The sequence below is a fragment of the Haloferax volcanii DS2 genome (assembly GCF_000025685.1).
Classification (GTDB): domain Archaea; phylum Halobacteriota; class Halobacteria; order Halobacteriales; family Haloferacaceae; genus Haloferax; species Haloferax volcanii.
This window is the reverse complement of sequence record NC_013967.1, coordinates 1348350-1366399: the sequence shown is the minus strand read 5'-3', so window position 1 is coordinate 1366399 and position 18050 is coordinate 1348350. Positions and strand designations below refer to the sequence as shown.

The 18050-nt window shown below is 69.2% G+C and carries 19 protein-coding genes; 10 read left to right on the top strand and 9 right to left on the bottom strand.

The annotated features are described in order from the left end of the window. Nucleotide 1 precedes the first annotated feature (1 nt). From ptsP to HVO_RS20950, 4 genes are all read left to right on the top strand, one after another. Nucleotides 2-1699, top strand: coding sequence for a phosphoenolpyruvate--protein phosphotransferase (ptsP, locus tag HVO_RS11920; RefSeq protein ID WP_004043439.1), 1698 nt, complete (start codon nt 2-4; stop codon nt 1697-1699). Further along, the gene (gene ptfB / locus HVO_RS11915) at nt 1696-2172 is read left to right on the top strand and encodes a fructose PTS transporter subunit IIB (RefSeq protein ID WP_013035585.1); all 477 of its coding nucleotides are present in this window, start codon (nt 1696-1698) and stop codon (nt 2170-2172) included. The genes ptsP and ptfB overlap by 4 nt, the downstream gene beginning before the upstream one ends. A 165-nt stretch (nt 2173-2337) precedes the next feature. Next, a complete protein-coding gene (fba, locus tag HVO_RS11910; protein ID WP_004043441.1) occupies nt 2338-3330 on the top strand; it encodes a class II fructose-bisphosphate aldolase in 993 nt (330 codons plus the stop codon). A 200-nt stretch (nt 3331-3530) separates the two neighbouring features. Then, nucleotides 3531-3680: a DUF7557 family protein gene (locus HVO_RS20950; protein ID WP_004043442.1), complete on the top strand. Its 150-nt coding sequence runs from the start codon at nt 3531-3533 to the stop codon at nt 3678-3680. A gap of 119 nt (nt 3681-3799) precedes the next feature. On the opposite strand, the gene HVO_RS11905 is transcribed toward HVO_RS20950, so the two are convergent. Beyond that, nucleotides 3800-4243 carry a DUF5799 family protein gene (locus tag HVO_RS11905; RefSeq protein WP_004043443.1) on the bottom strand — a complete coding sequence of 148 codons (444 nt, stop codon included), beginning with the start codon at nt 4241-4243 and terminating at the stop codon, nt 3800-3802. Between the two features lie 151 nt (nt 4244-4394). On the opposite strand from HVO_RS11905, the gene HVO_RS11900 reads away from it, so the two are divergent. Beyond that, nucleotides 4395-5621 (top strand): HAD family hydrolase, encoded by a 1227-nt coding sequence (locus tag HVO_RS11900; RefSeq protein WP_004043444.1) that lies wholly within the window; start codon nt 4395-4397, stop codon nt 5619-5621. A gap of 29 nt (nt 5622-5650) precedes the next feature. Here HVO_RS11900 and HVO_RS11895 read toward each other — a convergent pair whose 3' ends face one another. Beyond that, complete coding sequence (locus HVO_RS11895) at nt 5651-6217, bottom strand: hypothetical protein (protein WP_004043445.1); 567 nt, start codon at nt 6215-6217, stop codon at nt 5651-5653. A gap of 413 nt (nt 6218-6630) precedes the next feature. Here HVO_RS11895 and HVO_RS11890 point away from each other — a divergent pair, with 413 nt between their 5' ends. Continuing rightward, the gene (locus HVO_RS11890; RefSeq protein WP_004043446.1) at nt 6631-7077 is read left to right on the top strand and encodes a luciferase domain-containing protein; all 447 of its coding nucleotides are present in this window, start codon (nt 6631-6633) and stop codon (nt 7075-7077) included. 84 nt (nt 7078-7161) lie between these two features. After that, nucleotides 7162-8400, top strand: a complete 1239-nt coding sequence (locus HVO_RS11885; protein WP_004043447.1) for a mandelate racemase/muconate lactonizing enzyme family protein — start codon at nt 7162-7164, stop codon at nt 8398-8400. Between the two features lie 185 nt (nt 8401-8585). On the opposite strand, the gene galK is transcribed toward HVO_RS11885, so the two are convergent. From galK to HVO_RS11870, 3 genes are all read right to left on the bottom strand, one after another. Continuing rightward, entirely contained in the window at nt 8586-9803 is a 1218-nt protein-coding gene (gene galK, locus HVO_RS11880; RefSeq protein ID WP_004043448.1) for a galactokinase, read from the bottom strand. Beyond that, a complete protein-coding gene (locus HVO_RS11875) occupies nt 9800-10384 on the bottom strand; it encodes an MOSC domain-containing protein (protein WP_004043449.1) in 585 nt (194 codons plus the stop codon). The genes galK and HVO_RS11875 overlap by 4 nt, the downstream gene beginning before the upstream one ends. Before the next feature lie 100 nt (nt 10385-10484). After that, nucleotides 10485-11120, bottom strand: coding sequence for a hypothetical protein (locus HVO_RS11870; RefSeq protein WP_004043450.1), 636 nt, complete (start codon nt 11118-11120; stop codon nt 10485-10487). A 144-nt stretch (nt 11121-11264) separates the two neighbouring features. Here HVO_RS11870 and HVO_RS11865 point away from each other — a divergent pair, with 144 nt between their 5' ends. Continuing rightward, on the top strand, nt 11265-13028 hold the full coding sequence (locus HVO_RS11865) for a globin-coupled sensor protein (RefSeq protein WP_004043451.1): 1764 nt from the start codon (nt 11265-11267) through the stop codon (nt 13026-13028). A 64-nt stretch (nt 13029-13092) separates the two neighbouring features. Next, nucleotides 13093-13950: an MBL fold metallo-hydrolase gene (locus HVO_RS11860; protein ID WP_004043452.1), complete on the top strand. Its 858-nt coding sequence runs from the start codon at nt 13093-13095 to the stop codon at nt 13948-13950. Between the two features lie 47 nt (nt 13951-13997). On the opposite strand, the gene HVO_RS11855 is transcribed toward HVO_RS11860, so the two are convergent. From HVO_RS11855 to HVO_RS11845, 3 genes are all read right to left on the bottom strand, one after another. After that, a complete protein-coding gene (locus tag HVO_RS11855; RefSeq protein ID WP_004043453.1) occupies nt 13998-14324 on the bottom strand; it encodes a 2Fe-2S iron-sulfur cluster-binding protein in 327 nt (108 codons plus the stop codon). Between the two features lie 107 nt (nt 14325-14431). Next, nucleotides 14432-14923 carry a universal stress protein gene (locus HVO_RS11850; RefSeq protein ID WP_004043454.1) on the bottom strand — a complete coding sequence of 164 codons (492 nt, stop codon included), beginning with the start codon at nt 14921-14923 and terminating at the stop codon, nt 14432-14434. Nucleotides 14924-14957: 34 nt separating this feature from the next. After that, nucleotides 14958-15245 (bottom strand): hypothetical protein, encoded by a 288-nt coding sequence (locus tag HVO_RS11845; RefSeq protein ID WP_004043455.1) that lies wholly within the window; start codon nt 15243-15245, stop codon nt 14958-14960. Between the two features lie 101 nt (nt 15246-15346). On the opposite strand from HVO_RS11845, the gene HVO_RS11840 reads away from it, so the two are divergent. Then, nucleotides 15347-16990, top strand: a complete 1644-nt coding sequence (locus HVO_RS11840) for a flippase activity-associated protein Agl23 (protein WP_004043456.1) — start codon at nt 15347-15349, stop codon at nt 16988-16990. 65 nt (nt 16991-17055) lie between these two features. On the opposite strand, the gene HVO_RS11835 is transcribed toward HVO_RS11840, so the two are convergent. Next, the gene (locus tag HVO_RS11835) at nt 17056-18009 is read right to left on the bottom strand and encodes a transcription initiation factor IIB (RefSeq protein WP_004043457.1); all 954 of its coding nucleotides are present in this window, start codon (nt 18007-18009) and stop codon (nt 17056-17058) included. Between the last annotated feature and the right edge of the window lie 41 nt (nt 18010-18050).

Here is an 18050-nt window from a genome sequence, read left to right as displayed (position 1 = left end):
TATGACCGAACGAACCCTCTCCGGCATCGGCGTGACACCGCTTTCGGGCGTCGGCACCGTCGTCTGGTACCGCCCGGACGCGGACCTCCCCGAGCCGCCGGCCCCGGTAGACGTGGACGCGGAGGCCGAACTGGCCCGCTTCGAGGACGCCCGCGCGGCCGCCGAAGACGAACTCGAAGCCGAGCGCGAGCGGACCGCAGAACGCGTCGGCGAGGAGGAGGCGGCGGTGTTCGACGCGCACGTCCAGTTCCTCAACGACCCGCAGATAACCGACGGCGTCTCAGACGCCATCGAGAGCGGGCTCCCGGCCGAACACGCCGTTCAGGAGACGTTCACCGAGTTCGTCGAGCAGTTCGAGAACATGGGCGGTCGCATGGGCGAGCGCGCCGACGACCTCCGCGACGTGCGCGACCGACTCGTGCGCGTCCTCTCGGACGGCGAGCGCGTCGACCTCTCGTCGCTGCCGGAGGGGAGCGTCGTCGTCGCGGAGCGGCTCACGCCGAGCGACACGGCGCAACTCGACCCGGAGCGCGTCGCCGGCTTCGTCACCGTGACGGGCGGCCGCACCTCCCACGCGGCCATCTTCGCGCGCTCGCTCGCCCTGCCGGCCATCGTCGGCGTGGGCGAGGAGCTCCAGTCCGTCGAGGACGGCACCGAGGTCGTCGTCGACGGCGAGTCGGGCGACCTCGTGGTCGACCCGAGCGACGAGCGCAAGGAGGCCGCCGCGGCCGCCGCCGACGTTGACATCCGACACGAGGCGGTCGAGACCGCAGACGGCGTCGACATCGAGGTCGCCGCCAACATCGGCACGCTGGCGGACCTCGGGCCGGCCGTCGACCGCGGGGCCGACGGCGTCGGCCTGTTCCGCACCGAGTTCCTCTTCCTCGACCGCGAGTCGCCGCCGGACGAAGACGAGCAGTACGAGGCGTACGTCGAGGCGCTCGAATCGTTCGACGGGGGCCGCGTTGTCGTCCGAACCCTCGACATCGGCGGCGACAAGCCGGTCCCGTATCTCGACCTGCCGGACGAGGAGAACCCGTTCCTCGGCGAGCGCGGCATCCGCCGGTCGCTCGGTCCGGACGCGGACCTCTTCGAGACGCAGGTCCGCGCGCTCCTGCGCGCGGCGGCCAGCGCCGACGGCGCGAACCTGTCGGTGATGCTCCCGCTCGTCTCGACGGTCGAGGAGCTTCGCGCCGGCCGCGAGCGGTTCGAGTCGGTCGCCGCCGACCTCGACGCCGAGGGCGTCGCAAACGAACTGCCCGAGTTCGGCATCATGGTCGAGACGCCCGCCGCGGCGTTCATGGCCGACCAGTTCGCGCCGCACGTCGACTTCTTCAGCATCGGGACGAACGACCTCGCGCAGTACGTGATGGCCGCCGAGCGCGGCAACGAGCGCGTTTCTGAGCTCGGAGACTACCGGCAGCCGGCGGTCCTCCGCGCCATCGACGCCACCGTCTCGGCGGCCGAAGGTGAGGACTGCTGGGTCGGCATGTGCGGCGAGATGGCGGGCGACCCGGACCTCACCGAACTGCTCGTCGGGCTCGGCCTCGACGAACTGAGCATGAGCGCCGTGACGGTGCCGCAGGTCAAGGCGGCCGTCGCGGAGACCGACACCGCGGACGCCCGCGACCTCGCGGAGCGCGTCCTCCAGGCCGACACGAAGGCTGAAGTCGCGGAAATCCTTACACTAGACCAATGAAACTCGTCGCAGTCACATCCTGTCCGACCGGAATCGCACACAGCCAGATGGCGGCCGAGAACCTCTTGCAGGCCGGCGAGCGCCTCGGCCACGACATCGACGTCGAGGTTCAGGGCGCGATGGGCACGCAGGACGAACTGGCCTCCGACGCCATCGCCGAGGCGGACGCGGTCATCATCACCTCGGACACGTCTGTCAGCCGCGACCGCTTCGACGGCAAACTCGTCCTCAAGGGGACGGTCAAAGACGGCGTGAACAACGCCGAGGCCGTCGTGCAGAAGGCCGTCGAACTCGCCGAGGCCGGCAAGACGGGTTCGGTCACGTTCGGAAGCGGTGACGACGGCGAGGACGCCGACGTCGGTGCCGACGACTCGTCCGACGACGCCGACGCCGCGGAGTCGGACGAGCCCGTGCGCCGCGGCGGCGACCCCGAAAAGGGGCTGTTCGCCCGCCTGAAGAAGCTGTTCTCGTAACTCCCGCGACGGCTTTTCCGTTTTTTCGCTCGCTTCCAGCGGCGGCGCTCTGTCGGGCGATGGAAATTAACTCGAACGCGAACAAACGAAAACGTGCAGAATCGAAACTCGCTTCCCATACATTATTAGTCTCGCAGTCGTTGTCGAAACCGAGGTGAACGCATAATGCCGTTCTACGGCGGGGAGGAACTCGCCACAGTGTACGACGAGGCGCTCGACGAAGGATTCGGCCTCATCGCGAGTAACATCGCGGAGCCGAACATCATGATGGGTCTCATGGAGGGGGCCGACCGGATGGACTCGGACCTCCTGTTACAGATGAGCGGCGGGGCCTGTCGGTTCGCGGGCGACGGCGACGCCGTCGCGGGTCTGAAGGCCATGGGGAATTACATCGAGACCATCGCCGAGCGGTACGACATCGGCGTCTTCCTCAACATGGACCACCAGACGGACCTCGAGTTCATCGAGCAGCAGATCGAACTCGATATCCCGTCGTCCATCATGATCGACGCGTCCCACGAGCCGTTCGACGAGAACGTCGCCACGAGCCGCGAGGTCGTCGAGATGGTCGAGGCCGCGGGCTCCGACGTGCTCATCGAGGCCGAACTCGGCCAGATCAAGGGCGTCGAGGACGAAATCGAGGCCGAGGAGGCGTTCTACACGGACCCCGAACAGGCCGTCGAGTTCGTCGACAAGACGGGCGCGGACCTGCTGGCCATCTCCGTCGGCACGCAGCACGGCGTCGCCAAGGGCAAGGACCTCGAACTCCGTCCGGACCTCGCCAACGACATCCGGCAGGCCCTGCGCGACCACGGCCTCGACACGCCGCTGGTCCTCCACGGCTCCTCGGGCGTCCAGCCCGACCAACTGCAAGAGATGCTCAAACACGGCATCTGCAAGGTCAACAAGGACACCCGCTACCAGTACGAGTACACCCGCACCGCGTACGACCGCTACAACGAGGAACCGAACGCCATCGTCCCGCCCGAGGGCGTCGCGGACGCTCGCGACACGTTCTTCAACGAGACCGACTGGTCGCCGAACAAGGACGTGTTCGACCCCCGCGTCGCCGGTCGCGACATCCGCGAGCGCATCGCCGACGTGCACGCCGACCTGACCGAGGTCTCCGGCAGCGCCGGCCAGTCGCTGTTCAAGTAACGTCGCGCGGACGGTGACTCGTTCACCGTCGAGCGCTCGTCGCGTCCGCATCGCGGGCCGACACCGGCCGTCGTCTCCACCCGGCACACCGCCGGTTTTTCGTTTCGTACGTCTCCCCCAGCGGCGACCCTCTCGGGGATGGGGGGGTCGAATCCGACGCCCCCACGTCGTTTAAGGCGTCACGCGGCGTGGGTGTAGGTATGCCGCAGATTCACCTCGACGACGAGACGGTCGCCAGACTCGACGCGCTCCGCGAGGACGACGAGGAGTACGACGACCTCATCAACGAACTGATGAACATCTACGAGGCGAGCGAACGGACGCTGTTCCACGCCGGCGACGAGTACTGAACTCGACTCGGCATCGACGCTCGGGCGTTCTCCCGACTGATTTGCGGAGGGTCGTTACACCCCGAGCCACCGCGCGGGCGCTCCCGCGAGGAGCACCATCCCGCCGGCGGGGTGCCCCGCTATTCGAGGTAGCTGACCCGGACCTGGTTCCACTTGCCTTTCTTTTCGAGGTGGTCTTGGAGCGCGTCGGCGTACTCTTGGGTGAGTCGTTCCGCGGCCTCCAGTTTCTCCTGTTCACCTTTCTTGCCGCCGCCGCCCATCCCGAGCGCGCCCTTGATGGAGTCGACGATGCCGCCGCCGGACGACGAGTCGTCGCCGCCGCCGCCCATCGCGCCCATCTGACTGCGGATGTTGTCGAGTTCGGGGATAATCTGCGGGACCTTCTCGGTGTCGGCGACGATGCGCGCCGCCTCGGGGTCGTCCGCGTTCTCGATTTCGAACTCCGTCGCCGTCATGATGAGCCCCCACTCCTGACTGTTGAACCGGGAGTTCGTCACCTGCTCGTTGAACTCGCGGTCCACCGTCATCCGGTCGCCGACGATGCTGTCGGTCCAATGTGCCATGTGCACACGTCGTCGGCCGGTCGGTATCAGAGTTGCGGGGCAGATCGACCGCGGACGACCCCGACCGACCGACGACCCCGCCCCGACGAGCCGCCGCGAGGCGACCCGCCTCTCACGCGGCTTTAATGCGGTTGGGTGACGACCCCGAGTCATGGAGCGGTACGACCTCCTGTACAGACTGTACGGGAACTTCGACGCGGACGCGGTCCGGGACGCACAGGACTTCGTCGACCTCTTGCCGCCGCTCGGCTCGCCGGTGGCGCTGTCGCACTGGCAGCAGGTCGACGACGAACTCGCGGGGAAGAAAGACCGCATTCGCCGGGCGCTTTCGGACGGCGACCGCTACGCGGAACTCGCCGCGCGCGCGACGCGGGACCAGGCGTTCACCGCCCTCGACCTCTACACGAAGTACGGACGGGCGGTGAACGCGCTCGTCCTCGACGTGGACGAGACGCTGCGCTCTGCGGGCCAGACGGACAACGAGATTCCCCGCGAGGTGCTGCATCTCCTCACGCAGTTCCACGAGCGGGGCGTCCCCATCGTCATCTGCACCGGCCAGACCTTGGAGAACGTCAAGGGCTTCGCAATTCAGGGACTCGGCAACGAACTCGTCCACTCGGGGAACGTGAGCATCGTCTACGAGGCCGGCACCGGCGTCTTCACGCCCGGTCACGGCTCGGACACGAAGCGCCTCCTCTACGAGACGCTCGACGACTCGGTGCAGTCGGTCTTCGAATCGGTCCGCGGACGCGTCATCCGCGACCTCCCCGACGCGCTCCGCGGTGGCGTCCACTTGCAGGGAAACGAGTTCAACGTCACGCTCAAGCCGAACTTCGAGACCGGCAGCGACGACGCCGAGGAAGTCATCGACGGCGCGCTCGTCTACCTGCTGGACCTCCTCGGCGAGGCGCTCACCGACGACCCCGCCGGCTCCGACTGGGCGCGGGCGTACTTCGCGGCGCGCGACCCGGAGATACGCGACGTGCTCGACACCCGCGACGCGCTTCCCGACTCGGACGCGGAGTCGGAGATTCTGGACCCCGTCGCACAGACGCTCGAACGCGTGACGGTCGCGTACTACCACGCCGACGCCGCGGAGCTCTCGGCGGTCGACCTGAACAAGGCGGCGGGCGTCCGCGCCGCGCTCGACGTGCTCGGGGTGGACGACCCGTTCGTCCTCGTGATGGGCGATTCGAAGTCCGACCTCGACGTGATGCGGTGGGCAGCAGCAAACGACTGCGGGCTCGCGGCGGCTCCCGAGCACTCCTCGCCGGGCGTGCTCGACCACGTCCGCGAGACCGACGAACTGGTGTTTCCCCGCGGCGACGCCGCGTCGGTGCTCCGGACCGCCTACGCCCTCAATCTCCTAGTCGACTGAGGGTGTCGCGTTGCCACGGTGTCCAGAGTTTACACCGTACACATCCCGATGTCGTCACCCGAGTCGCCACCGCTCGAACCGTCGCCCGAGTCGTCGCCAGTGTCGTCACCGGCGTCGTCGGTCGAGTCGTCCGAGGACGCGTCATCGGTGCTGTCGTCAGTCGAGGAGTCGTCGGTCGAATCGTCCGAAGACGAGTCGTCGGACGAGCCGTCGTCACCGTCACCGTCATTGTAGTCCGAGACGCCGACCGGACTGCCACGCGGTCTGGTCGTCCTCGTCGGCGAGTCGGTGTCGTCGTCGCCGGTCTCGACCGTCTCGAACGTCCCGCTCTCGCTTCCGCTCTCGTTTGCGGTGCCGTCGTCGCCCGAGTCGTCGGTCCCGTCGTCGTCAGCGACGACGGGCTCTTGTTCGGTTCCGGGGTCGGAGTCCTCGGGCGGCGCGTCGTCCGCGTCGGGCTCTGTCACGTCGGCGCCGATGCTTCTGTCGGCGTCGTCGGCCGGGGCGGGCGTCTCGGGCGTGTTCACCCCGCCGGTGAGGAGCGCGAACACGACGATGACGAGGACGACGACGCCGACGCCGAGCTGGCCGAGATTCATCTGTCGGCCTCCCGATAGTCGGGGTCGATTCCCCGCAGTGGTACATCCGTGGGGGTCAGAGACATGGTTCGAACTGTTGTTCGTCTCCCGAGGGTTTCGTTACGACTCGTCTACCGCTCGCCGCCGGCGTGGACCGACGCGCTCCGCGCGGAACCCAGCACCCGCGGTGCTTGCGCGGTCGGAACCCGTCACGGGATGCGAAAATTCGCGTTCCTAACCCGTGTTAATCCGCGAATATCGCGCCGCTCTGAGGGTCTATTTTCGACGTACCCTCTTGGTGAACTGAATGTCCGGAAAGCCTGTGGTTATCGCCCGGGTACGCGATGTCGAACGACCTCAAATGCCAGTCTCTCGCGGGGGTCTGACCCGCTTCGGCTCTGTCGTTATCTTCTCGGAGCGCGTACAGTCGTCGAATGACCGCCGCAATCGACAGAATCGTCTCGCGCGTCTCGCGTTGGCCCGGCGTCGAGACCGCGCCGCATCGCTTCGGAGGGACGGCGTTCGTCGTCGCTGGCAGGGAACTCGGTCACGTCCACGACGCCGGTGTCGTCGACCTCGCGCTCACGAGGCGCGTCCGCGACGCGCTCCTCACCGACGGCCTCGCGGACCCGCACCGCGTGGTGCCCGAGTCGACGTGGGTGACCTACCGCGTCAGAAGCGACGCCGACGTGCCGGACGCGATGCGCCTGCTCAGACTCGCGTATCTCTGGCGACTCCTCGCGGTCCGACGCCGCGGAATCGACCTCGACCCCGAGACGGACCCCGATACCGACCTCCGCCGACTCGAACTCCCCGCCGACCTCGACGCGCTCGTCAGAGCGACGTTCCGCGACTCGCTCGACCGGCGCACACCGGTCTGACTTCGCGTCCCGTTCCCTCGAGACCCGAGCGGAGAGCTGTCCCGGTCGGGAAAACTTTACTAACGTCCGAGTAAACTACCCTTCATGGGTAAGAACTACGCGGACTTACACGACCCGAACGCGGAGTACACGATGCGAGAGCTGTCGGCGGAGACGATGGGCGTGACGGCGAAGCGCGGCGGCGGCCGCGACGTCGAAATCACCGACGTGCAGACGACGATGGTCGACGGCAACTTCCCGTGGACGCTCGTCCGCATCTACACCGACGCGGGCGTCGTCGGCACCGGCGAGGCCTACTGGGGCGCGGGCGTGCCCGAACTCATCGAGCGCATGAAGCCGTTCGTCATCGGTGAGAACCCCCTCGACATCGACCGCCTGTACGAGCACCTCGTTCAGAAGATGTCCGGCGAGGGCTCCGTCGAGGGCGTCACCGTCACCGCCATCTCCGGCATCGAAGTCGCGCTCCACGACCTCGCGGGCAAGATTCTCGACATCCCCGCCTATCAGCTTCTCGGCGGGAAGTACCGCGACAAGGTGCGGGTCTACTGCGACTGCCACACCGAGGAGGAGGCCGACCCCGAAGCGTGCGCCGACGAGGCCGAGCGCGTGGTCGACGAACTCGGCTACGACGCGCTGAAGTTCGACCTCGACGTGCCCTCGGGCCACGAGAAGGACCGCGCGAACCGCCACCTGCGCCCCGGCGAGATTCGGCACAAGGCCGAAATCGTCGAGAAGGTCACAGAGCGCGTCAAGGACAAGGCGGACGTGGCGTTCGACTGCCACTGGACGTTCTCGGGCGGGAGCGCCAAGCGCCTCGCGGCTGAGTTGGAAGACTACGACGTGTGGTGGCTCGAAGACCCCGTCCCGCCGGAGAACCTCGACGTGCAGGAGGAGGTCACGAAGTCCACGCTCACGCCCATCACGGTCGGTGAGAACCGCTACCGCGTGACGGAGCTTCGCCGCCTCATCGAGAACCAGGCCGTTGACATCGTCGCGCCGGACATGCCGAAGGTCGGCGGGATGCGCGAGACGCAGAAAATCGCGGACGTGGCGAACCAGTACTACGTGCCGGTCGCGATGCACAACGTCTCGTCGCCGGTCGCGACGATGGCGTCGGCGCACGTCGGCACGGCGATTCCGAACTCGCTGGCCGTCGAGTACCACTCCTACGAGCTGGGCTGGTGGGAAGACCTCGTCGAGGAGACGGTCATCGAGGACGGCTACATCGAGATTCCGGAGAAGCCGGGCCTCGGCGTGACGCTGGACATGGACACCGTCGAAGAGCACATGGTCGACGGCGAGACGCTGTTCGACGAGGCGTAAGCCGAAGTCGAATCAGTCGAGCTTCGCTCGACACTATTCGACGAGGAGTGAAACGACTCGTCGAGCCGGCGAATCGGAGATTCGTCTCGTTCGACGAGGCGGAAGCCGAAGCAGAATCCAACCCCGAACTCACGCACCCGCGTGCGATTTTTCGCGAGACACCGCGCGGAGCCGTCGGCTCGCGCTCACTCCTCACCGACCAGTCGAACGCCGGCGGAGGGGCGGCAGGCGAACACGTCGGCGTCGGGGCCGACGCGCTCGGGGGCGGCGTCTCGAATCGCGCGCTCGGCTCGGTCGAGCGCGTCGTCATCGACTAACGCGACCGCGCTTCCACCGAAGCCGCCGCCGGTCATCCGCGCACCGTAGACGCCCGGCGTCTCGGCGGCGAGTTCGACCGCCGCGTCGAGTTCCGGACAGCTCACCTCGTAGTCGTCGCGCAGGCTGTCGTGGGCCGCGAGCATCGCGTCGCCGACGCGGTCGAGGTCGCCCGCGGCGAGCGCGTCGCGGGCGCGACGGACGCGCTCGTTTTCGGTCACGACGTGTCGGACGCGGCGGAAGTGAACCGGGTCCAGCGCGTCGGCGTGGGCGTCGAGGAGGTCGCGGTCCACGTCGCGCAGGGAGTCGAGGTCGCGGTCGGCGTCCTCGCGGAGGGTATCGAGCGCCGCCGCGCACTCGCGGACGCGGTCGTTGTAGCCCGACTCGGTCAGTTCGTGGGAGACGCCGGTGTCGATGACGAGAACGCCGACGCCGTCGCCGAGGGGGACCGGCTCGGTCTCGCGGCTCCGGCAGTCGAGAGAGAGCGCCGAATCGGCCTCGCACAGCGCCGCCGAGAACTGGTCGAGGATGCCGCATTCGACGCCGACGCCCTCGCGCTCGGCCCGCCAGCACGCCAGCGCGAGGTCGGCGGCGGGGAGGTCGCGGCCGGAGACCGCGAGGAGCGCGCGGCCGACGGCAAGTTCGAGCGCGGCCGACGAGGAGAGTCCCGCGCCCGTCGGCACGTCGGATGCGATAGCGAGGTCCGCGCCGCCGATTGGGTCTTCCTCGCGGAGGACGCGCGCGACCGCGGCGACGTAGGCCGCCCAGCCCTTGGGGTCGTCGTCGGGGGCGAGTTCGGCCGTCTCGTCGAAATCGGCGGCGCGGACGCGGAGCAGGTCGTCGCTTCGGGGACGGGCCGCGACCGCGACGTGGCGGTCGACGGCCATCGGGAGGCAGAGGCCGTCGTTGTAGTCGGTGTGCCCGCCGACGAGGTTCACGCGGCCGGGGGCGACGGCGACCGTCGGGGCCGTCGTCGACCGCGAACGCCGACTCGGGGCGTCGCCGTCGGCTCCGAGCGCCGCGAGCGTGGCCTTCGCGCGCTCGACCGGGGTTCCGGCGGCCGTATCGTCGTCGCCGCCGCCGGTCATTCGTTGCCGTCTCCGCGTTCTCCGTGGTTCGCCGCGGCTTCGCCGCCGTCTTCGACTCGCTCGCCGCGGAGTCGCTCGGCTAGCTGGCGACCCATCTCCCGCGGGTTCGCCTCGGTCACGCGGAGGTCGTCGTCGACGGCGACCCGGCCGGGAGAGAGCACGTCCGCGCAGATGCCGCCCCGGGACTCGCGGAGCGCCTCGCCCACGTCGTCGTCGCCGACGAGGTCCGCGAGATACGCGCACGGCGGCCTGAGCTTCGTCCCGCGGAGTTCGGCCCCGCCGAGTTGGAACGTCGCGTCGAGCAGGGCGTCGAGGTCGACGCCGCGGACGACGACGTTACGGCGGTGTTGGCCGTCAGCGAGGTCGAGGCCGTACTCGCGGGCCGCGTCGTCCAGCACCGCGGCGTCGACGAGCGTCACCTGACAGCCGTCGGTCGCCGAGTAGAAGCCGTCGCCGTCGAAGTAGCGGTCGCCTTCGATGCCGCCTCGCGCGACCGAGACGGCCTCGTGGGAGACCATCGGCTCACCCTTCGACGGCGCGGTGTAGAGCGCCTCGACGCGCCCGCGAACCTCGGAAGTCATACCATCGGCTACCACTCGGGGACACGAATAGATTGGGTCGGCGGTGCGGGGCTGGGCGGTGCGGGGCTGGGCGGTGCGGGCCGGGCGTCGCGGCGTCGACTCAGCAGAGCGGCTTCGGGTCGACGCCGAGTTCGGCGAGGCCGTCGGCGTAGTCGTCGTACGCCAGTTGGACGACGTACTCTGCGACCATCCGGGCGCGCTCCCAGTCGTCGTCGGTCGCACAGCGGTCGGCCAAGAGGTCGAGGCCGGTCGCAAGCGTCTCTTCGGTCTCGGCTTTCAGGTCGCGAAAGAGGTCGGCGCGGGGCTCGTCCGTCTCGTTGACGAAGAAGCCGATGACCTGCGTGTGGGTCCGAATCGAGACGAGGCCGCGGCCGACCATGCCGGCGGCGACCCGCTCGATAGCGTCCTCGCGACCGCGGAGGTACGCGTGCATCACGCCGGGTTCGTCGGGAAGGTCGACCGCCTCGTCGAGCGCGCCGAGGACGCGGTCGAGGTGCTCGGCTTCCTGCGCCGCGGTGGCCTCGAACGCGGCGCTCGCTTCCTCGTCCGTCTCGTCTTCGGCCCACGCCGCGAACGTCCCGCGGGCCGCGTGCTCGGAGTACGCGGCGGCGCGGAGCACCGCCGGCTCGGAGAGGTCCGCCTCGGTCAGCGCCAACAGGAGCTTCGACGAGCCGAGCCGGTCGAGTTGGGTTCGCTTCGCCGTCTCGACTGACTCGCGGAACGAATCGGCGTCCATACCGCCTCTCGGTCCGCCAGCGACGTGAACGTTCGGTCCGGCCCACGAGAACGAGATTCTCACGGTTATCCCTCTTCCCCCGCTCTATCATTCGTGATACTCCGCGGAGAGGGTTGAAATACCGGTGTCTGTTGAGAGAGGTATATGACAGACACCTCGGGGCAAGTCGACGCCAACGCGCGAGCTCGCGTCGACGGAGACGCGCTGCTCTCGCAGCTGGATATCGACGCGGCGGAAATCGACCGCCGGAAATCGTTCGTTCGCCTCTCGGACGCGGACGAGCGCCGTCTGAGCGACCTCGAACCGCTCTTGGACGAGTTCGCGGACGAGTTCGCGGCGGAGTTCTACGACCACCTCGGCGAGCACGCGACGACGAAGTTCTTCGGTCGCTCGACGAAGACCACGGAAATGCTGCGGGCCGACCAGGCGACCTACCTCCGCGAACTCGGTCGCGGCGAGTACGGCGAGGACTACTTCGCGAAGCGGGCGCGTATCGGGAAGCTACACGATATGATAGACCTCGGGCCGAAGTTCTATCTCGGCGCGTATTCGGTCTACTACGAGGGCATTCTCGGTGCCGTCGCGGACGAAGTGAAAGCGGAGTTCACCGGCGGCGACACGGTCGGGAGCGACACTGACACCGAGTTCGAAGGCGACGCGGCCGGCGATACCGACGCCGACAGCGGCCTGCTCTCGGGACTTCTCGGCGGCGCGTCCGGCGTTTCGAGCGGCCTCCGCGGCGGCGACGACCGGGTCGAAGCCGCCGTCGACGAGGTCGTCGAGCGCTTCCTCCCCGTGTTGAAGCTCCTGTCGCTCGACCAGCAGGTGGCGATGGAGACGTACATCCACTCGTACAGTCAGGCGGCGCGCGAGGCCGCCGAGCGTCGGCGCGCCCTCGCACACGAGGTCGAAGCCGACGTGAGCGACCCCGTCGAGTCGCTCCTGCGGAGTTCCGAGGAGGTCACCGAGCGGACCGACGACATCGAGACCACGGCGCGGGCGCAGGCCGACGACATGGCGACGGTCGCCGCCGAAGTGTCGGAGCTAAGCGCGACCGTCGAGGAGATTGCGGCGACCGCGGAGGAGGTCGAGCGGACCAGCGCCGACGCCGCAACGCGCGCATCCGAGGGCGAGGACGCGGCCGACGAGGCCATCGACGTGATGCGCGACGTGAGCGAGGCCGCGGAGACGGCTTCGGAGGACGTCCAGCAACTGCACGACCAAATCGCGGAGATCGACGAAGTGCTCGACGCCATCAACGACATCGCGGAGCAGACGAACCTGCTCGCGCTCAACGCCTCCATCGAGGCCGCCCGCGCCGGCGACGCGGGCGAGGGTTTCGCCGTCGTCGCCAGCGAGGTGAAGAACCTCGCCGAGGAGTCGCAGGCCCGCGCCGCCGAGGTCGAAGGCACGGTGGGCGACATCCAGTCCGAGGCCCAGGAGACCATCGACAGCCTCTCGCAGACGACCGAGCGACTCTACGACGGCATCGACCGCGGCGAGGACGTGATGCGGAGTCTCTCGGACATCTCGGCGGCGGTCGAACAGGCCACCGTCGGCGTCGGCGAAGTCGCCTCTGCGACCGACGACCAGGCCGAGAGCGCCGAGCAAATCGCCGGGATGGTCGACGACGCGACGGAGCGCGCGACCACCGTGTCGGACCAAATCGGCGAAATCGCAGACGCCAACCGCTCGCAGACCGAGCAGGTGCTTTCGATTCGCGACGCGGCCGAACGCCTCGGCGGCGAGACGGGCGACGGAACCGGGCAGAACACGCTCCCGGAGACGGGAGCCGGCAACGCAGCCGCCGGCGGCGTCGACGACCCACCGGAGGGCGTCCTCGGCGACTTCGATTTCGACGAACCGCCCTCGAACCGCCTGAGCAACGACGGCGGAACGTCGGAGTAGCGCGTCACTGTTCTCTCTTCGGTCCGCGTAGCGTTCTTGCGGCCGGCGCGCGTACCGTGTGCGTATGACTCCCGAGGAACTGGCGACCCGACTCGCCCGCGGCGACCCCACGGCGGTGCTCGACGCGCGCGACCGCGACGAGTTCGCGGCGTGGCGCGTCGACGGCGCGGCCGTGACCGCGACCCAGATTCCGGCGATTCGCTTCACGCAGGCCGAGATTCGCGGGACGGTCGACGAACTCGCCGCCGAGTTCCGAGACGCCCCCTCGCCGGTGGTCGTCGTCTGCGCGGAGGGCCGGTCGAGCGACCACGTCGCCGGCCTGCTCTCCGAGGCCGGCGTCCCCGCCGAGAACCTCGAAACCGGCATGGACGGCTGGGCGCGCGTCTACCGCGCCCGCGACCTCCCCGTCGGAGACGCGGACGGGGACAGGGACGCGACGGTGCTCCAGTACGACCGCCCCTCCAGCGGCTGTCTCGCCTATCTGGTCGTCGTCGGCGACGAGGCCGTGGTCGTTGACCCCCTTCGGGCGTTCGCGGACCGCTACGTCGCAGACGCCCGCGAGCGCGGCGCTGAGGTCGTCGCCGCCGTCGACACGCACGTCCACGCCGACCACGTCAGCGGCGTCAGGGCGGTCGCGGAGCGCACCGACGCGACGCCCGTCCTCCCGGCGGGCGCGGCCGACCGCGGCCTCGACTTCGACGCGCGACTCGTGGACGACGCCGCGGCCGGCCAACTACGAGCGCATCATCGAGACGAATCTCGGTCGGAACTCGCTGACCGACGAGGAGGCGTTCGAAGTCGAGTTGGGGCCGAACAACTGCGCGGCGACGAGCGAGGCGTGAGGCGCGGTTCGCGGGCAGATTGCGGGTCGAGCGACTACGTCGGGCCAGCGCGTCGGCTCGGCGGCGCGATGCGGAACTGAGAACGTGGGTCGGCGGCCGCGGGGCCGCCCCCGGAGAGTACCCGTCGTCAGTCGTCGTCTGCGGCGGTGCCAGCGGCCGCGGCGTCGTCCTCGATGCTCGGCGGGTAGACGCCGCGGTCGAGTTTGAGGTCGCTCTGCGGGCGGGCCATGCAGGTGAGCGCGAAGCGCTCGGCCTCCTCCTCGGTCAGCCCGCGGGCGGCGGGCTGGGTGACGTCGCCTTCGAGAATCTCGGCGGAGCAGGCGAGGCACATCCCGACGCGGCAGGAGTACTCCTGTGCGATGCCCTCCTCGATGCAGGCCTTGAGAATGGTCTGCTTGTCGGAGACGGTGATGGTCTCGCCCGTGCCGACGAACTCGACGGTGTACTCGGTCATACCGCGGCGTATGCGCGACCGCACCAAAACTGTTTATCAAAGCCGCGGCGACCCCGTCACCGACCGCGCCGGCCGAGGCTGTGTCTTGACTCCCCGAAACTGTCGGCCTACTCCTCGGCGTCGGCGTCCGCGTCCGTCGCTTCGTCCGCGGCGTCCGCCTCGTTTTCTTCGTCGTCGTCCAGTCGGATGGTGAGCACCGGCACCGGCGAGGTGCGGACGACGCGCTCGGTGACGCTCCCGAGCAGGTAGTGGCTCAGGCCCGTGCGCCCGTGGGTACCCATGACGACGAGGTCGATGTCGTGGCCGTCGATGTACTCCCGGATGGAGCGGTAGGCGGTTCCGGTGACGACCTCCGCCTGCACGTCGATGCCGGCTTCCTCGGCGGCTTCGCGGACGTGTCGGGTCGCGGCGTCGCCCTCCCGTTCGAGGGCGTCGATGACCACGTCCGCACCGGCGTCGAGCGAGGTGTAGATGCTGGTATCGACGACGTACAGCGCGTGAATCCGCGCGTCGTAGGTCTCTGCGAGGTCGAGCGCGTGGTCGATGGCGCGTTCGGCGGCCTTGCTGCCGTCGGTCGGGACGAGGATTTCGCGGTACATGACGAATTATACTTAGTTCGGAACGGGGTTAACACTACTCCTCGTTCCCGTCGTCTCGGAACGACAGAATGGCTTCCTCGCACGCTTGCAGGCCGTCGATTCGCTCGGTCTCGTCGTCGAGTGCGACCGTCTCGACGACCGACCAGCCGGCGTCGTCCTCGTGGGCGATAGCCTTGACCCACCCCTCGGTGGCGACGAGCAGACTGCGGGCGGGGCCGTCGTCCTCGACGGCGACGACGAGTTCGAACGCGTCGGCGCGGTTCAAAGACGTGAGTTCCTGCGGTTCGAGCGGGCGAGCGGGCAGCGACTCGATGAGCGACATATCCGAGTGCTACCGGTCGGCGGGGATGACGCTTTCGAAGGGGCGGGCCGGCGGCCGTCCAAGTCGTAACCTTTCTGCCGCCCGGCGCGCCACGTCACCCCATGATTCCCTCCCGCGCCGGGCGGCGACCCGACCGAACGACGCTCGCCGTCGTCGCGCTCGCCGCCGCGGCACTCGTGGTCCGCCTCGTCGGCCTCGGCGACCGGCCGCTCCACTGGGACGAGGCCCGCGTCGGCTACTGGAGCCTCCGATCGCTCGAAACCGGCTTCTTCTCGTACCGCCCCGTCGCCGGCGGCCCGCTGGTCTATCACCTCTCGCGGCCGTCGCTCGCGCTCGTCGGCGCGACCGATTTCGCGCTCCGCCTCCCCTTCGCGCTGTTCGGCGCGGCCCTCCCGATCGCGGCGCTCCTCTTCCGCGGCCGCCTCGCTGACGACGAGGTTCTCGGGCTCGCGGCCGTCCTCGCGGCGAATCCGATTCTCGTCTACTACGGCCGGTTCGCCCGCGGCGACGTGCTCGCGGTCGGCTTCGCGCTCGTCGCCTTCGGCTTCGCGCTCCGCCTCGTCGACGGCGCGGGGCGGCGCAACGCCTACGGACTCGCCGCGGCTCTGGCGCTCGCCGTCGCCTCGTCGGGACTCGGCGTCGTCGCACTCTGCTGTCTCGGCGTCGCCGGGTTCCTCGTGTTCGACCACGCGGCGCTCCTCCCGTCGGCGCGCCCGGCCGCGATGCGCCTCGGTGAGTACGCCGCCCGAGTCCGCGGCGCGGCGACCCCCGCGGCTCGCGCGCTCCTCGTCTTCGTCGCCGTCTACATCTTCGCGTTCGCGCCGCGGGCGGGCGACACCGACGGCGCGGGCCTCTACACGCCGGGGACGGTGCTCGGCGCAGTCGACGCGGCGCTGTTCGACTCGGTCCGGCGGTTCGTCGGCGTCCGCGTCGTCGACCGCTACCCCGACGGGACCCACGAGTACCTCCCCTATCTCGGTGACCTCCTCGGCGCGCTCGCCCTCGCGGCGCTTCCGGTCGTCCTCCTCGGCGCGGCGGTGTTCCTCGTCGACCGCTACACGGCCGGCGGGCCGCGCTCGGAGGTGTCGGCGGCGGTGTACTGGGCCGGCGCGTCGCTGGTGTTCGTCCCCATGCTAACCGAGGTGTCCGCGCCGTGGCTCGGCGTCTACGTCGTCGTCCCGCTCGCGCTCCCGGCGGGAATCGGCCTCGCGGCGCTCGTCCGCTGGGGGCGGCGCGCCTTCGACGGCCGGGACGCGCCCCGCGTCGCGGCCGCGGTCATCGTCCTGCTCGCGCTCGTCGTCCAGACCGGGGCGGTGGCGTCGAGCGAGGTGTACGGCCCGAGCGACCGCGACGCCGAACTCGCGCAGTTCGCCCAGCCGTCGGCGGAGTTCTCGTCGTTCCGCGACAACCTCTCTGCGTGGGTCGGGCCGACCGACGACGAGAGGCCGGACGTGCTCTACTACGGGAGTTCGATGTACGTCGCCGACGGCGCGGCCGACTACCCGCCGGTGCCCGAGTCGTGGGGCGAGCGACTCCCGATGGCGTGGTACGTCGAGCGTCTCGGGGCCGACACCGCGTCGGCGGCGACGCCGGAGGCGCTCGAATCGCGGTCGTCGATGCCGCCGGTGGTCATCGCGCCCGCCGACGAGCGCGGGACGGTCGCGCCGCTGCTCGACGGCTACGTCGCACACCAGTACGACACCGGCCTCTGGGGGCGGCCGGTCGTGGTGTTCGTGGGAAACTGAGTGTCGCGGGCGGTCTCAATCGGTGACGGCGAGCCGGGTCGCGGGTCGGGTCGGCGGACCGACGCTCAGCGGAAGCCCATCGCTTCGATCTGTTCTTGGTAGCGGTTGCGGATGGTGACCTCCGTCACCTGCGCCACGTCCGCGACCTCGCGTTGGGTCTTCTTTTCGTTGCAGAGAAGCGACGCGGCGTAGATGGCGGCGGCGGCGAAGCCGGTCGGCGACTTCCCCGACAGCAGGCCCTGCTCGGCGGACACGTCGATGATTTCGGTCGCCTTCGCCTGGACCTCCTCGGAGAGGTCGAGCGCGGAGGCGAACCGCGGGACGAACTGCTTGGGGTCGACGGGCTTGAGTTCGAGGCCGAGTTCCTGCGAGATGTAGCGGTACGTGCGCCCGATTTCCTTCTGCGGGACGCGCGACACTTCCGCGACCTCGTCGAGCGAGCGCGGGATGCCTTCCTGACGGCAAGCGGCGTAGAGCGCCGAGGTGGCGACGCCCTCGATGGAGCGGCCGCGAATCAGATCCTCGTTGAGCGCGCGTCGATAGATGACCGAGGCGACCTCGCGGACCGACCGGGGGACGCCGAGCGCCGAGGCCATGCGGTCGATTTCGCTGAGGGCGAACTGGAGGTTGCGCTCGCCGGCGTCCTTGGTTCGGATGCGCTCTTGCCACTTGCGCAGGCGGTGCATCTGCGAGCGTTTCTCGGACGAAAGCGAGCGACCGTAGGCGTCTTTGTCCTTCCAGTCGATGGTCGTCGTCAGCCCCCGGTCGTGCATCGTTTCGGTGATGGGCGCACCGACGCGCGACTTCGACTGCCGCTCGGAGTGGTTGAACGCCCGCCACTCCGGACCGCGGTCAATCTGTCGCTCGTCGAGGACGAGTCCGCAGTCGTCACACACCAGCTCCCCCTGGTCTGCGTCCGTGACGATCTGGTCAGAGCCGCACTCCGGACAGTTGACCTGCTCGTCCTCTTGTGCCGTTGCCTCCTCCTCTCGTTGACGCTGCCGGCTCGGACGTTCCATTAAAAGGTTTCTGGTGGAGCGTGAATTTAAACCTTTGTAAC